This window comes from Kitasatospora aureofaciens (assembly GCF_001188955.3).
In the GTDB taxonomy this organism is placed as follows: Bacteria; Actinomycetota; Actinomycetes; order Streptomycetales; family Streptomycetaceae; genus Kitasatospora; species Kitasatospora aureofaciens.
On the sequence record NZ_JPRF03000032.1, the window covers coordinates 321,803 to 334,972 of the forward strand.

Annotated in this window: 16 protein-coding genes; 5 read left to right on the plus strand and 11 right to left on the minus strand. The window is 73.3% G+C overall.

Annotated features, from left to right (window positions below; all coding sequences use genetic code 11):
• Nucleotides 1-33 precede the first annotated feature (33 nt).
• The 3 genes from HS99_RS22025 to HS99_RS22035 form a co-directional block, all read right to left on the minus strand.
• Nucleotides 34-1,497 (minus strand): dihydrolipoyl dehydrogenase family protein, encoded by a 1,464-nt coding sequence (locus HS99_RS22025; protein WP_030550978.1) that lies wholly within the window; start codon nt 1,495-1,497, stop codon nt 34-36.
• A 129-nt stretch (nt 1,498-1,626) separates the two neighbouring features.
• A complete protein-coding gene (locus HS99_RS22030; protein WP_030281410.1) occupies nt 1,627-2,361 on the minus strand; it encodes an alpha/beta hydrolase in 735 nt (244 codons plus the stop codon).
• Nucleotides 2,362-2,499: 138 nt separating this feature from the next.
• Nucleotides 2,500-2,928, minus strand: a complete 429-nt coding sequence (locus tag HS99_RS22035) for a thioredoxin family protein (RefSeq protein ID WP_336470379.1) — start codon at nt 2,926-2,928, stop codon at nt 2,500-2,502.
• Between the two features lie 141 nt (nt 2,929-3,069).
• On the opposite strand from HS99_RS22035, the gene HS99_RS22040 reads away from it, so the two are divergent.
• The 3 genes from HS99_RS22040 (at nt 3,070) to HS99_RS22050 (ending at nt 4,922) form a co-directional block, all read left to right on the plus strand.
• A complete protein-coding gene (locus HS99_RS22040; protein ID WP_030550976.1) occupies nt 3,070-3,513 on the plus strand; it encodes a hypothetical protein in 444 nt (147 codons plus the stop codon).
• A 99-nt stretch (nt 3,514-3,612) separates the two neighbouring features.
• Nucleotides 3,613-4,185, plus strand: coding sequence for a sigma-70 family RNA polymerase sigma factor (locus HS99_RS22045; protein WP_078656479.1), 573 nt, complete (start codon nt 3,613-3,615; stop codon nt 4,183-4,185).
• Nucleotides 4,182-4,922, plus strand: a complete 741-nt coding sequence (locus HS99_RS22050) for a zf-HC2 domain-containing protein (protein ID WP_050366873.1) — start codon at nt 4,182-4,184, stop codon at nt 4,920-4,922. The genes HS99_RS22045 and HS99_RS22050 overlap by 4 nt, the downstream gene beginning before the upstream one ends.
• Nucleotides 4,923-4,939: 17 nt before the next feature.
• Here the strand turns inward: HS99_RS22050 and HS99_RS22055 are convergent, their stop codons facing one another.
• Genes HS99_RS22055 through HS99_RS22070 form a run of 4 tightly spaced genes read right to left on the minus strand, consistent with a single transcriptional unit; the run spans nt 4,940 to nt 7,675 of the window.
• The gene (locus tag HS99_RS22055) at nt 4,940-5,647 is read right to left on the minus strand and encodes a hypothetical protein (RefSeq protein ID WP_063737904.1); all 708 of its coding nucleotides are present in this window, start codon (nt 5,645-5,647) and stop codon (nt 4,940-4,942) included.
• Nucleotides 5,644-6,252 (minus strand): hypothetical protein, encoded by a 609-nt coding sequence (locus HS99_RS22060; RefSeq protein WP_305953121.1) that lies wholly within the window; start codon nt 6,250-6,252, stop codon nt 5,644-5,646. The genes HS99_RS22055 and HS99_RS22060 overlap by 4 nt, the downstream gene beginning before the upstream one ends.
• A gap of 50 nt (nt 6,253-6,302) precedes the next feature.
• A complete protein-coding gene (locus tag HS99_RS22065) occupies nt 6,303-6,836 on the minus strand; it encodes a DUF1990 domain-containing protein (RefSeq protein ID WP_030550970.1) in 534 nt (177 codons plus the stop codon).
• A complete protein-coding gene (locus HS99_RS22070; protein WP_037828796.1) occupies nt 6,833-7,675 on the minus strand; it encodes a YndJ family protein in 843 nt (280 codons plus the stop codon). The genes HS99_RS22065 and HS99_RS22070 overlap by 4 nt, the downstream gene beginning before the upstream one ends.
• 154 nt (nt 7,676-7,829) lie before the next feature.
• Here HS99_RS22070 and HS99_RS22075 point away from each other — a divergent pair, with 154 nt between their 5' ends.
• Both HS99_RS22075 and HS99_RS22080 read left to right on the plus strand, forming a co-directional pair.
• Nucleotides 7,830-8,099: a DUF1876 domain-containing protein gene (locus HS99_RS22075; RefSeq protein WP_030281392.1), complete on the plus strand. Its 270-nt coding sequence runs from the start codon at nt 7,830-7,832 to the stop codon at nt 8,097-8,099.
• Nucleotides 8,096-8,299, plus strand: a complete 204-nt coding sequence (locus HS99_RS22080; protein ID WP_030550969.1) for a hypothetical protein — start codon at nt 8,096-8,098, stop codon at nt 8,297-8,299. The genes HS99_RS22075 and HS99_RS22080 overlap by 4 nt, the downstream gene beginning before the upstream one ends.
• Before the next feature lie 105 nt (nt 8,300-8,404).
• Here the strand turns inward: HS99_RS22080 and HS99_RS22085 are convergent, their stop codons facing one another.
• The 4 genes from HS99_RS22085 to HS99_RS22100 form a co-directional block, all read right to left on the minus strand.
• Nucleotides 8,405-8,845: a PPOX class F420-dependent oxidoreductase gene (locus tag HS99_RS22085; protein WP_063736263.1), complete on the minus strand. Its 441-nt coding sequence runs from the start codon at nt 8,843-8,845 to the stop codon at nt 8,405-8,407.
• Nucleotides 8,846-8,876: 31 nt separating this feature from the next.
• Complete coding sequence (gene qcrB / locus HS99_RS22090; RefSeq protein WP_030281386.1) at nt 8,877-10,490, minus strand: cytochrome bc1 complex cytochrome b subunit; 1,614 nt, start codon at nt 10,488-10,490, stop codon at nt 8,877-8,879.
• A 218-nt stretch (nt 10,491-10,708) separates the two neighbouring features.
• Complete coding sequence (locus tag HS99_RS22095; RefSeq protein WP_030281384.1) at nt 10,709-12,244, minus strand: MFS transporter; 1,536 nt, start codon at nt 12,242-12,244, stop codon at nt 10,709-10,711.
• Nucleotides 12,245-12,390: 146 nt separating this feature from the next.
• Nucleotides 12,391-13,071, minus strand: coding sequence for a TetR/AcrR family transcriptional regulator (locus HS99_RS22100; RefSeq protein ID WP_030281382.1), 681 nt, complete (start codon nt 13,069-13,071; stop codon nt 12,391-12,393).
• Nucleotides 13,072-13,170: the final 99 nt, after the last annotated feature.

Consider the following 13,170-nt stretch of genomic DNA (forward strand, 5'->3'; position numbering starts at 1 on the left):
GGCCAAGGGCCGTGCAGAGGCAGGGGCCGGGCGCTACCCCCGGCAGCCCTCCAGCAGCCGCAGCCACACCTCGCTGATCGTCGGGTAGGCGGGAACGGCGTGCCAGAGTCGGTCGATCGGCACCTCGCCGACGACCGCGACGGTCGCCGAGTGCAGCAGCTCGGCGACGGCCGGGCCGACCAGACAGGCGCCGACGATCACCTCCCGGTCCAGGTCGAAGACCACCCGGGCCCGGCCGCGGTAGCCGTCGGCGTAGAGCGAGGCCCCGGCGACGTCGCCGATCTCCTGGTCGACGGCCTTGACCCGCAGTCCGAGCCGCTCGGCCGCCGCCAGGGTCAGGCCGACGGCCGCGACCTCCGGTTGCGTGAACACCACCTGCGGCGCGCCGGCGAGGTCGGCAGACGCGGAGTGCGCGCCCCAGCGCGAGGTGTCCAGCGCGCGCCCCTGGGCGCGGGCCGCGATCGCCGCACCGGTGATCCGGGCCTGGTACTTGCCCTGGTGGGTGAGCAGCGCCCGGTGGTTGACGTCCCCGGCGGCGTACAGCCACTCGCCGTCCACGCCCAGCACCGTGCAGCTGTCGTCCACGTCCAGCCAGCTGCCCGGCCGCAGCCCGACCTGCTCCAGTCCGATGTCGGCGGTGCGCGGGGCCCGTCCGGTCGCGTACAGCACCTCATCGGCGCTCAGCCGCTCGCCCTCGGTCAGCCGCTCGCCGTCGTTCAGGGAGAGCACCACCGGCCCGGTCGCCCCGGCCCGCTCCAGCGAGGTCACCTCCGTACCGAAGTGCAGGTCCACCCCCGCCCCCCGCAGGCCCTCCGCGACCAGCTCGCCGGCGAAGGGCTCCATCCGCGGCAGCAGCGCGTCGCCGCGCACCAGCAGCACCACCTCGGAGCCCAGCGCCCGCCAGGCGCAGGCCATCTCCACCCCGACCACCCCGCCGCCGACCACCGCGAGGCGCCCGGGGACGGTAGGCGAGCCGGTCGCCTCCCGGTTGGTCCACGGGTGGGCGTCCGCCAGCCCGGGCACGTCGGAGGGCAGCACCGGGCGGCTGCCGGTGCACACCGCGACGGCGTGCCGGGCGGTCAGCACCCGCTCGGTGCCGTCGTCCGCCTCCACCGCGACGGTCCGCACGCCCGCCAGCCGGCCGTGTCCGCGGACCAGCTCGATGCCGGTGTCCCGCAGCCACTGCACCTGGCCGTCGTCCTTCCAGTGCGAGGTGAAGGAGTCCCGTCGGGCCAGCACCGCCGCCGCGTCCAGCTGTCCGCCACCGACCGCCTCCCGGGCGCCGCCCACCGCGCGGGCGTCGTCCAGCGCGGCCGCCGGGCGCAGCAGCGCCTTGCTCGGCATGCAGGCCCAGTACGAGCACTCGCCGCCGACCAGTTCGGCCTCCACGATCACCGTGCGCAGGCCCGCGGCGACCGTCCGGTCGGCCACGTTCTCGCCGGTCGGGCCGGCGCCCAGGACGATGACGTCGTACTCCTCGGCGGTGCTGCTGGTCATGTCGCGTCCTCCGTGGTCTCGCGGGCCTCGCGTCGTTGCGCCCGGTGCGGGCCGCTCCCGGCGGCCGCAGGCGTGGGCCCCATCCTGCGACGCGGAGGGGCCCGCGCGCGGGCGAACACGCGGACGGGCTCAGATTGCCGCGAGCTCCGCCAGCAGGGCGGCGGTGTCGGCGGGGCGGGAGAACATCGGCCAGTGCCCGGTGGGCAGTTCGCGAAGTTCCCAGTTTGGCCGGTCCATCCCGGCGAACCACGGGTGCCCGGCCGCGATCAGCGCCCGCACCTGTTCGAGCGGGAAGGAGCAGGAGACCAGCGCCTGGGGCAGCGCGGCCCCGGCGCCGGTCAGCCGCAGCGCGTCCCGGTAGGCCCCGACCGGGTGCGGGGTCAGCCGGGTGCGGATCTGCGCGAGGGCGGCGTCGTCCAGGCCCTCGGTGCTGGACCCGTGGGCGGTCATGTACTCCCAGGAGGGCATCGGGAAGCGGCCGTCGACCGCCGTGGCATCGGCCTCGGCCCGGAAGTCGGGCTGCCAGAGGTCGTACACCGAGGCGCCGTCGGCCATCGGGCCGCTGTCCAGGTAGACCACCCGCCGGATCCGCTCCGGCATCCGGTCCGCGACGCCGCCCACCGGTGCGCAGGCGCCGCTGTGCGCGACCAGCACCACGTCCCACAGGTCCTCGCGCACCAGCAGCTCGGCCAGGTCCGCGATGTGGTCCTCCAGCCCGAAGTCGCCCTGCTCGCCCGCCCGTTCCGCCAGCCCCGGCAGGCTCACCGGGTGCACCCGGTGGCCGGCCGCGCGCAGCGGCGCGGCCACGCCGTCCCAGGCCCAGGCGCCGAGCCAGAAGCCGGGAACCAGTACGAACGTGCTCATGGTGGACGCTCCTTCCGCGGTGGGACCCCGTCACCGGCGACTCTAGGCGCCGAACCGGACGGATCGCGCCCGGATTTCCCGCCGCGGAAGGAGCGCCGGACGGAGCCGCGGGTGGAGCACCCGCGGACCCCTTGGCCGTCAGGCCTGGCCCTCGGCCGCCTGCTCCTCCGCCACCTTGCGCTTGACCTCGGTCATGTCCAGGTTGCGGGCCTGGCCGATCAGGTCCTCGAAGACCGGCTCCGGCAGCGCGCCGGCCTGCGAGAAGACGAGCACGCCCTCGCGGATGATCGCCAGCGTCGGGATCGACTGGATGCCGAACGCGGAGGCCAGCTCCTGCTGGGCCTCGGTGTCGACCTTGGCGAAGACCAGGTCGGGGTGGCGCTCCGCGGCCTTCTCGTACACCGGGGCGAACTGCCGGCACGGCCCGCACCACCCGGCCCAGAAGTCGATGAAGACGAAGTCCTTGCCCTCCGGGCCCGGGACGATGTCGTCGAAGTTCTCCTTGGTCAGCTCGACCGTGTTGCTCATCTCGCGGATCCTTCCCTTCCGGTGGGTGGCGGTACAGATCGGGTGTCGGCACAGATCGTGCGCCCGGGACAACGGTGATGCCCACAGGGGTATTCCGGTCGGCCTCCGGATTGAGCACGCGGCGGCCACCGTCCGTACAGATGAGTGTCCAGTCCGCTCGCCGAGGCGGGAGGCGCCCCAATGCGCAGCACACCCCGCACCCGCCGGGTCGCCGCCACCGGCACCGCCGCGGCCGCCCGGGTGGCCGGTTGCGGATCATCCGAGTCGGGTAAGTCGGGCGCCACCGGCACGTCCGGCGGTACCGGCGCTCCGGCCGGTGTCACCCTGCGGACCGCGCACGGCCCCGGGCTCGGCACGATCGTCACCGACAGTGCGGGCTTCACGCTCTACCGCTTCGACCAGGACGGGACCAGTCCGCCGAAGTCCTACTGCAACGGTAACTGGGCAACGCTCCGGCCGCCCGAGCAGGCCCGCGGCAACGTCACCGCCAAGGGCGCCGACAGCAAGCCGCTCGGCACCGTCACCCGCTCCGGCGGCGTCGAGCGGGGCACCCTCAACGGTTCGCCGGGGCCCACCGACCCCACCCCGACGTCCAGCGCCCCGGGCTACCGACCGGCGGGCTGACCGATGGCCACTGACCGCCCCCGAGCCCGACCGCCGCCGCCGCCGACGACCGACGGCCGCTGACGGCTGTCGATCACCGCCCTCGCCGGGGAGGCCGGGGTGCGCAAGGATGAAGTGGTGACCGATGAGCACCCCGTCGGCGGTTCCGCCGCACACGGCGCGGGGGCCGCCGACGAGGAACTGATGCGGGCCCTGTACCGCGAGCACGCCGGTCCGCTCTTCGCCTTCGTCCTCCACCTGGTCGCGGGCGACCGCCAGCGGGCCGAGGACGTCGTCCAGGAGACGCTGGTCCGGGCCTGGCGCAACATCCACCGGCTCGACCCGCAGGTCGACTCGCTGCGGCCGTGGCTGGTCACCGTTGCCCGCCGGATCGTGATCGACGACCACCGCAGCGCCCGCGCCCGCCCGCACGAGGTCGACGCGGAGGCCCTGAAGCAACTGCCCGCCGAGGACGACATCGAACGGGCCCTGCGGATGATGACCGTCGCGGACGCCCTCGCCGACCTCTCGCCCGCCCACCGGGAGGTCATCGTCGAGACCTACCTCAGGGGCCGCACCGCCAAGGAGGCCGCCACCGAACTCGGCATCCCGGCCGGGACCGTCCGGTCGCGGGTGTTCTACGCACTGCGCTCGCTCAGGCTCGCGCTGGAGGAAAGGGGAGTGACATCGTGACCACGTGGCCCGCCCCCGATCCCGGCCTGCCCACCGGAGCCGTGCACCTGGCCGTCGGAGCGTACGTTCTCGGCGTGCTGGAGCCCGCCGAGAACGCCGCCTTCGAAGGGCACCTGGCGGGTTGCCCGCAGTGCACCGAGGAGGTGCGGCAACTCGAGTCCGTACAGCGGGTGTTGGCCGAGTACGCGGCCTCGACCGCGGCCGCCGGGCTGGACCCTGCCGGGCCCCTGCCGATGCCGGGCGGGCGGCTCCTGGACCGGCTGGTCGCCGAGGTCAGGGCCGGCCGGCGGCGGGGCCGGATACGTCGGCTGGCCCTCGCCCTGACCGCCACCGCGATGATCGCGGCGGGCCCGGCCGTCACGGCCGCGGTGCTCACCGCCGAGAACACGCCCTCCGTGGTCGCCGTCGCCGAACAGTTCAGCGCCACCGACCCGACCACCGGCGCCAAGGCTACCGTCGGCATCAACGGACAGTCCTGGGGCAGCCAGATCAGCCTCCAACTCTCCGGCGTGCAAGGCCCGTTGACCTGCCGACTGGTCGCCGTCTCGCACGGCGGCGAGCACCAGACGGTCACCACCTGGAGCGTCCCGGCCGGCGGCTACGACGAGCCGGACAACCGGGAGACGCTGCGCACCACCGGCGGCGCGGCCCTCCAGCCGCACGACATCGACCACTTCGAGGTGCGGGTCCAGGGCACCGACGCCCTGCTGGTCTCCGTCCCGGCGCACAAGGCCTGACCCGGGCCGGGCCGTTCTCAGCACGGCCCGTGCGGTGACTCGTACGCGACCAGCCGCTCGACCCGGGCCGTCTCCAGGAGGGTGGGCCAGTGCGGGTTCGGCTCGCCGCTGCCGGTCATGTGCGCCCGACGCCAGGTCTGGCTCCAGCCGACCGGCGGCTGCGGCTGGTAGCCGTGCCACCGGTCGCACGGGCAGGGCACCAGCACCCGTGCGCAGCAGCGGCACAGCTCGGCCCGGCCGTGGCCGGTCGGGACCGGCACCGCCGGCCCCTCCTCTCCGCAGGCCGGACAGCCGGGCAGTCCGGCCCCGTCCAGCAGTGCGTTCTGCCGCCGGACGTAGTCGGGCAGGCTCAACGGCGGGTGCAGGAAGGGGTCCTGGTACCACACCGCATCGGGCGAGCCCGGCCACGGCCGGTCCCACCACGCCGTGACCGGCGGCTCCCGCCGCCCGGCCCGCTTCTCCGCCCGCCGCTGCGCCGCGTACTGCTCCGCCCGGGCCAGCCACAGCGCCCGTGCCTCGTTCAGCTCCTCCACCGCCCGCACCAGCGAGTCCGGATCGGCCTCCAGGATCCGGGGCATCCGCGCGCTGACGGTGAGGTGGTGGTAGGTCGCCCGGAGGCCGTACGGGGCGAACTCGGTCAGGCAGGTCCGCAGGGCGCTGTGCCGCCGGTACGGCGGGAGGGCGGCGTCGTGCACCCGGGCGCGGTGGGTGAGGAAGCTGGTCACGGCGACGGCTCCAGGGCGAGGGCCCGGGCCAGTGCGGCGGTGAGGGCCCGGGCATGCCCCGGCAGCTGCCGCTCGGCCCAGCAGCCCGCAAGGCGGACGAAGTCGCGCAGGTCCTGCTCGGCCCCGGCGAGCAGTCGGCGCAGCTCGTCCACCGGCAGCTCGATCACCTGGCCACTCCCGGCCCGGGTGTCCACCATCAACCGCACGGTGCCGCCGTGGCGTTCTGCCGCGGCGTGGGGGTCGTGGCCGAACCAGCCCTCGGCGGTGCCGTCCGCCACGTCCAGCCACTCGCGCCACTCCTCCAGGCCGTTGCAGCAGCCCGGTGCGAAGACGGCGCCGGTGACGCCGTCCGTCACCCGGAAGCCGCCGGGGGCGAGCAGGTGTTCCGCGGTGAGCAGCCCGTACAGGAAGGCCGCCGGCGGGTCGGGCGCAGGGCCGTCCTCAGGGGCGTCCTCGTTGGCGTCGGCGATCCGCCACACCGCGGAGCCGACCTTTTGCGGCGTCAACCGCCCGTCCAGCACCAGGAATCCGTACGGCTCGACGGCGGCCGTCGGCCAGAGCGCGAAGTCCTCGTCGGGGGCACCCGTCTCCAGTACCGGCTGCATCGTGATCACCTGGCGATGATGCCGGAGGCCGCGCCGGCCGACCAGAGGATTTACGCCGCGTCGGCCGCGATCGCGGCCAGCACCCGTCCGCACCGCCGGGCGAAGGCGTGCTGGAGGAGCGGGAACAGCGGTCCGGCCAGCCGGGCCCACCAGGCGACCGGGCGGCTGAAGGCGGTGACGCTGAACCAGACCGCCCCGTCGGGTGCCAGTTCGACCAGGAAGGTCTCCTCGCCCCGGCCCAGGTGCCCGTGCCTGGTCCCGTAGGTGAAGCCGTACCGGTCCGGGCCGTTGACGGTGGCCAGCACCCGGTTGGGCGCGCCCGCCCGCAGCGGGCCGAGGCCGATGGCGCACCGCACGGCGACGCCGGGTGCGGCCTCCTCGGCCTCCGCGTCGATCCGCACGCCCGCCAGGCGGTGCATCCGCCAGCCGAGCAGGGCGCCCCCGGCGACGTCGAGGGCGGGGCGGCCATGGCCGATCCGGGCCCGGTGGCGCAGGTGGCGGTAGCCGGCGGGCAGGTCGCCGGTGCAGCTGGCGCCCTGCTCGGGGTAGCTGTAGTCGTTGCCGGGGCGGCTGTGGTCGTTCAACGGTGGGTCTCCACGGTGGTGGTGATCCGGCGCCAGGCGAGGACCGCGCACAGGGCGAAGCCGAGCGCGTTGCCGAGGCCGTGGGTGGCGGCCATCCAGGTCAGGGTCGGGTGGGGGAGCCCGGCGGCCCGGCCGAGCGCCCACCAGAGGGCGAGCAGCATGGTGAGGGCCAGGACGGCGGAGGAGGCGGCGAGCAGCCGGGCGGTGGCCCGGTCCGCCGTCCGGGGCCGCAGTTCGCGCCAGCTGATCAGGCCGACCAGCCACATCCCGGCGCTCAGCACGACGGCTCCGGCGAACTGCCACCAGTCGCCCAGGAAGTACCCGGCCAGCACCAGCAGGGTGCCCGCCGGGACGCTGAGCGCCGCGCAGCGGGCCGGCCGGGAGCCGTGGTCGGCGCGGCAGACCAGCCCGGCGATCAGTGCGGCGGTGAATCCGGCGTAGTGGAAGTGCGGGACGGTCAGCGCCAGGATGTGCGGTTCGAAGCCGAACAGCGGGTAACCGGAGCGCTCGGCGACCAGTGCCACGCCGGCCACCGAGGGCGCGGTGAGCGCGGTGAGCACGGCGACCTCGGCGGCGGCGAGCGAGCGGGTCCTCGCCAGCCGCAGCGGCGCGTGCAGGGCCACCAGCAGGGTGCCGAGCGCGTAGAGGAGCGCGCAGCCGGTGGCGAGGCCCCCGCGCGGCAGCCAGAGCGAGAGCGCCCCCGGGACGGCCGCGAGCGGCCAGAGCCGGCGGACCCGGGCGAGTCCGGGTTCGTCGATCAGGGCCAGTCCGAGCGGCAGGACGGCGCCCATGCCGAGCAGGACCAGCAGGTCCACCAGTTCGGTCGTGCCCTTGCCCATGGCGGGCCCACCCCCTCTTGAACGCGTTCAAATGCTTCGCCGGTGACTCTACGCGCCGACTTGAACGCGTTCAACTCACCCTCGCTCCGGCTGGCCTGGTGTTCACGTGGGGTGCGGCGCACTCTGGAGGAGTAACCGATGGAGGTGATCCGCCATGCAGACTCTGGTCGGTTGGCACATCGAGATGGAGTTTCGCGAGGACGGCCCGCGGACGACCGCGGCCGCCCTGCTCCGGCTCGGCGACGGGAGCGAACTGCGCGCCCACGGCTACAGCAGCCGCCACCCCTCCGACCCGGAACAGCTGAGGGTCGGCGAGGAGATCGCGGGAGCCCGCGCGCTCAACGACCTCGCCTCGCAGCTGCTCTCCAAGGCGCACGGGGAGATCCAGGAGGTCAGCCCGGTCCCGACCCATCCGCTCTCGTGACCGCCCCGCACCCCGCCGGTGACCATGCCGGACGGGATCCGGAGCGTTCGCGCATCCCGCTGATCTGCCCGCGCTGCGGGCACGAGCAGCAGGTCGTCCCCGGCGGTCCCGAGCGGACGGTCAAGGTGGTGCACGTGGGGACCGGTCGCGAGGCCTGCGAGCCGGGGGACCTGGCCCGGGCGCCGGACGAGGGGACCTGACGCCCGGGGGGTGACGCCGCGTGCCGGGACCCGCGTGCCCGCGGGTCCCGCCACTCGGCGGGCCAACCGGAACGAACGGAAGGTCAGTTGACCGCGAGCGAACGGTCAGTTGGCGCAGTACGTGGCCGGCGGCAGCCACTCCGGCCCGACCAGCCGCTGCTCCAGCTCGTTCAGCGTGATCCGGATCCCGACCGTCCCGTCCAGCCCCACCCGGAACCGGCTGCGGGCCAGCGCGATCAGCGCGGTCAGGCCGTACTTGTTGATCAGCGAGGTGCGGTAGCGCGCGGTCGCGTCGGCGTCGCAGAGCCGGGCGCGGGCCGGGAGCCGGCGCCCGGTCGGGCGTCCGTGGGCGTCGCAGGGGCCGATCAGCACCCTGGGGTGGCGGCGGATCCGTTCGGCCTCGCCGGAGTGGGCGGGGGTCCAGACGCCGAGCGCCGTGCCGTCGGGCACGACCCACAGCTGCGAGTCCTGTCGGCTGCCGTCGTCGCCGAAGGTGGTCAGCAGGAGGTACTTGCTGTCGGCGAGCCGCTCGGTTCGGGCGTGCATGATCTCCTCCCTCTCGCGGGGGGCGGCGGGGTCAGTGGTGACCGTGGCCCTCGGTGATCTCGCGGTACTCCTCGGCGGTGGGCCGGGGGATCCGGGCGTGCTCGCCGTGGAATGCCCGGGACAGCCGTACCCGGGTGCGGGTGAGCACGTCCGCCGGCCGGGCCACTCCATTCTCGTCCACCGCGGGCGGCAGTTCGAGGGGGCGGGGCTGTTCGTGGGCGGTGAGCCGGTGCAGTTCGGCGGGCGTGAGCCGGGCGTGCACCTCGGTGAACTCGCCGTGCGGCAACCGGTGGACGGTGCCGGTCTCCCGGCCGTGCAGGACCTTGTCGCGGTCCCGCCGCTGCAGTCCCAGGCACCAGCGCTTGGTGACCACGAAGACGGCCACCGGGACGACGAAGAAGCCGATCCGCACCGCGTAGGTGATCGCGTTGAGCGACAGGTGCAGGTGGGTGGCGATGAGGTCGTTGCCGCCGCCCGCGAGCATCACCAGGTAGACGCTGATCCAGGCCGCGCCGAGGGCGGTGCGCACGGGGGCGTTGCGCGGACGGTCGAGCAGGTGGTGCTCGCGCCCGTCGTCCGTCACCCAGCTCTCGACGAACGGGTAGAGCGCGATCGCGCCGAGGATCACCGGGAACAGCGTGAACGGGACCAGCACCCCGAGGTTGAGGGTGTGCCCCCAGAGGCTGACCTCCCAGCCGGGCATCACCCGGATCAGGCCCTCGGCGAAGCCCATGTACCAGTCCGGCTGGGCGTCGGTGGAGACCTGGTCCGGACGGTACGGGCCGTACAACCAGATCGGGTTGACGGTGGCGACCGCGGACATCAGCGCGACGACCCCGAAGACCAGGAAGAAGAACCCGCCGGCCTTGGCCGCGTAGACCGGCATCAGCGGCATGCCGACGACGTTCTTCTCGGTCCGGCCCGGTCCGGCCCACTGGGTGTGCTTGTGGTAGAAGACCAGGATCAGGTGGGCCACCAGCAGTCCGAGCATGATGCCGGGCACCAGCAGCACGTGGATGGTGAAGAACCTCGGGATGATGTCGTGTCCGGGGAACTCCCCGCCGAACAGGAACATCTGGACGTACGTGCCGATCAGCGGCACGGCCAGCACCACTCCCTCGATGAACCGGATGCCGGTGCCGGAGAGCAGGTCGTCCGGGAGCGAGTAGCCGAAGAAGCCGTCCAGCATGCCGAGGAACAGCAGCAGGAAGCCGAAGACCCAGTTGATCTCGCGCGGCTTGCGGAACGCGCCGGTGAAGAACACCCGCATCATGTGCACGAACATGGCCGCGACGAAGACGATCGCCGCCCAGTGGTGGACCTGCCGGATCAGCAGTCCGCCGCGCACCTCGAAGCTGATGTCCACGGTGGAGGCGTAGGCCTCGGACATCGAGATCCCCTTGAGCGGCACGTACGAGCCGCTGTAGACCACCTCTCCCATGCCGGGCTTGAAGAACAGGGTCAGCCAGACGCCGGTCAGGATGATGATCAGGAAGGTGTAGAGGCAGATCTCGCCCAGCATGAAGGACCAGTGGTCCGGGAAGATCTTCCGCAGGTTGGCCCTGGCCAGGGTGTGGATCCCCAGCCGGCCGTCCGTCCAGTCGGCGGCCCGCCGCCCCCGCCCTGGGTTCTGATTCCGGGTCATGTGCACGCACCTCAGTCCGAAGGAAACGGGGATAGTTCCCCGGTTCGCGCTGGGGTCACAATAATCGGGGGGTATTCCCCACTTCTACCCGGGGTCCGTTCGCGGAGCGGCCGGGGCGGAAACGCCGAGCGGCCCGCCCGGTGTCGGGGAGACACCGGACGGGCCGCGAACGCACCCACGTGACCGGGACGGACCGGCGCCCCGAAGGGCGGCCGGCGTCAGTGCACCAGCACCGGCACCTCGTCGACCTTCGCCGCGTCCGAGCCGGCGGCCGCACGCGTGGCGCCGGGGCGGCCGGCGTTGATGAAGGTGAAGGCGACCGAGGCGGCCGCCACCAGGATCCCGAAGGAGATCCAGATCGCGGTGGTGAAGCCGTGCACCATGCCCTGGAACTGCAGGGCCTTGGCGGCCTCGGGCGAGGCGGCGGTGGCCAGTGCGTGGGCGTGCGAGGTCAGCCAGGTGGTGGTGGCGCTGGCCGCGATGGTGTTCAGCAGCGCGGTGCCGATGGCACCGCCGACCTGCTGGGAGGTGTTGACCATGGCCGAGGCCACGCCCGCGTCCCGCGGCTGGACGCCGTGGGTGGCCAGGCTCATGGCCGGCATGAAGGCGGTGCCCATGCCGAGGCCCATCAGGATCAGGCCGGGCAGGATCAGTGCCGGGTAGGAGGTGTCCAGGCCGATGTGGGTCAGCAGGAACATGCCGATCGAGGCGGTCAGGAAGCCGGGGGCCATCAGGAACCGCGCCGGGACGCGGGTCATCAGGCGGGCGCCGATCTGGGTCGAGCCGGTGATCATGCCCGCCACCATCGGCAGGAAGGCCACGCCGGTCAGCACCGGGCTGTAGCCGCGCACGACCTGCAGGTAGTAGGTCAGGAAGAGGAACAGACCGAACATGCCGATCACGGCCATGCCCAGCGACAGGTACACCCCACCGCGGTTGCGGTCCAGGACCACGCGCAGCGGCAGCAGCGGGGCCTTGACGGTGCGCTCGACCACGGCGAACGCGGTCAGCAGCACGACGGCCGCGGCGAACAGGCCCAGGGTGCTGCCGGCCGTCCAGCCGCTGGACTCGGCCCGGGTGAAGCCGTACACCAGCGAGACCAGGCCGGTGGTCACCAGCAGCACGCCGGGGACGTCCAGCTTGTTGCGGTTGCGGCCCTCGGCGGGCTCGCGGATCACCATGACGGCGCCGGTGGCGGCCACGACGGCGAACGGGATGTTGACGAAGAAGGTCCAGCGCCAGTTCATGTACTCGGTCAGGAAACCGCCGAGGATCAGACCGATGGCACCACCGCCACCGGCGATCGCGCCGTAGATGCCGAAGGCCTTGGCGCGCTCCTTGGCCTCGGTGAAGGTCACCGCGAGCAGCGACAGCGCGGCCGGCGCCAGCAGCGCGCCGAACACGCCCTGGAGGGCGCGGGAGCCCAGCAGCATCGCGGTGTTGACCGCGGCGCCGCCGAGCGCGGACGCCAGGGCGAAGCCGGTCAGGCCGACGATGAAGGTCCGCTTGCGGCCCCACAGGTCCGCGATCCGGCCGCCGAACAGCAGCAGGCCGCCGAAGGCGAGCGCGTAGGCGGTGATCACCCACTGGCGGTTGCCGTCGGATATGCCCAGGTCCCGCTGGGCGGACGGCAGGGCGATGTTCACGATGGTGGCGTCGAGGACGACCATCAGCTGGGCGAGGCCGATGAAGATCAGGGCCTTCCAGCGCCTGGGATCGGGCAGCGTCGCCGGGCGGGCGTCGGTTTGAGACATGGGGGTACCCATTTCACGGTGCGTGGGTGTGCGAGAACGGTCAACTGCCGTACGGCACCGGCAGGTTGCCGTACGGGTGCGAGGGCGCGCGAACGCGTCGGAGGCGGCGCCGGCCAGCGGCGCGTCGGGTCGGTGCTGGTGGTCGGTCAGTTCTTGGTCTGGAAGTCCTCGAAGGTCGCGGCCCGGCCGGGCAGGACCGAACGGACGGGCGTGCGCAGACCGTCCAGGAAGATCTGCAGGTGCCGGTGGACGAACTCGTCGAGCAGCCGGCAGGAGGTGTTCGGAAGCGGTCGGGTCAGCTGGCTCATCGCGATGAACAGGTCGCCGTGGTCGACGTCCGGCCGCAGCTCGCCCGCGGCCCGGGCGCGCTCCATCAGCCCGCCCACGGCGGACTGCAGGCGCTCCCGGACCTCGGTCAGGTCTGGGTCGTGCGGGTCGATGTGGCTACTGAACAAGGTGCAGAGGCCGCCGATCTTCTCCGCGACGTTCGCGTGCACGAACCGTTGCAGAGCGTCGAACGGGCCTCCGCCGTCAGGCGCATCCGCCTCCGCAGTCGCCGTCTCGGCGAGCGCCAGGATGCGGTTCTTGACGAGCAGTGCCACCTCGCGGATCAACGCCACCCGGTCCGGGAAGTTCCGGTACAGCGTGGCATTGCCGACCCCCGCCCGCTTCGCGATCTCGTCCAGCGGCACGTCCGCGCCGTGCTCGACGAACGCGTCCCGGGCTGCCAGCACGATCCGCTCCCGGTTCCGGCTGGCGTCCGCACGCAGCTTCGGCGTGCGCACGCTCCCCGGGCAACGGGCCGTCTCGGCGGCGACGGTGGTCATGGCTACTGCTCCTCCAGGATACCGGGGAAGTTGTCCCCGCTTCTACCAACGTACTGGAAAACGGGGAATCCGTCCCCGTAATTTCCGCCCGTGATGTGA

Bases quoted from the DNA above. Each gene is read 5' to 3' on its own strand.
- HS99_RS22085 (WP_063736263.1), bottom strand. From the start codon at position 8,845: ATGCACGCCCGAACCGAGCGGCTCGCCGACAGCAAGTACCTCCTGCTG.
- HS99_RS22040 (WP_030550976.1), top strand. From the start codon at position 3,070: ATGCGCAGCACACCCCGCACCCGCCGGGTCGCCGCCACCGGCACCGCC.
- HS99_RS22025 (WP_030550978.1), bottom strand. From the start codon at position 1,497: ATGACCAGCAGCACCGCCGAGGAGTACGACGTCATCGTCCTGGGCGCC.
- HS99_RS22060 (WP_305953121.1), bottom strand. From the start codon at position 6,252: ATGCAGCCGGTACTGGAGACGGGTGCCCCCGACGAGGACTTCGCGCTC.
- HS99_RS22030 (WP_030281410.1), bottom strand. From the start codon at position 2,361: ATGAGCACGTTCGTACTGGTTCCCGGCTTCTGGCTCGGCGCCTGGGCC.
- HS99_RS22075 (WP_030281392.1), top strand. From the start codon at position 7,830: ATGCAGACTCTGGTCGGTTGGCACATCGAGATGGAGTTTCGCGAGGAC.
- HS99_RS22100 (WP_030281382.1), bottom strand. From the start codon at position 13,071: ATGACCACCGTCGCCGCCGAGACGGCCCGTTGCCCGGGGAGCGTGCGC.
- HS99_RS22070 (WP_037828796.1), bottom strand. From the start codon at position 7,675: ATGGGCAAGGGCACGACCGAACTGGTGGACCTGCTGGTCCTGCTCGGC.
- qcrB (WP_030281386.1), bottom strand. From the start codon at position 10,490: ATGACCCGGAATCAGAACCCAGGGCGGGGGCGGCGGGCCGCCGACTGG.
- HS99_RS22095 (WP_030281384.1), bottom strand. From the start codon at position 12,244: ATGTCTCAAACCGACGCCCGCCCGGCGACGCTGCCCGATCCCAGGCGC.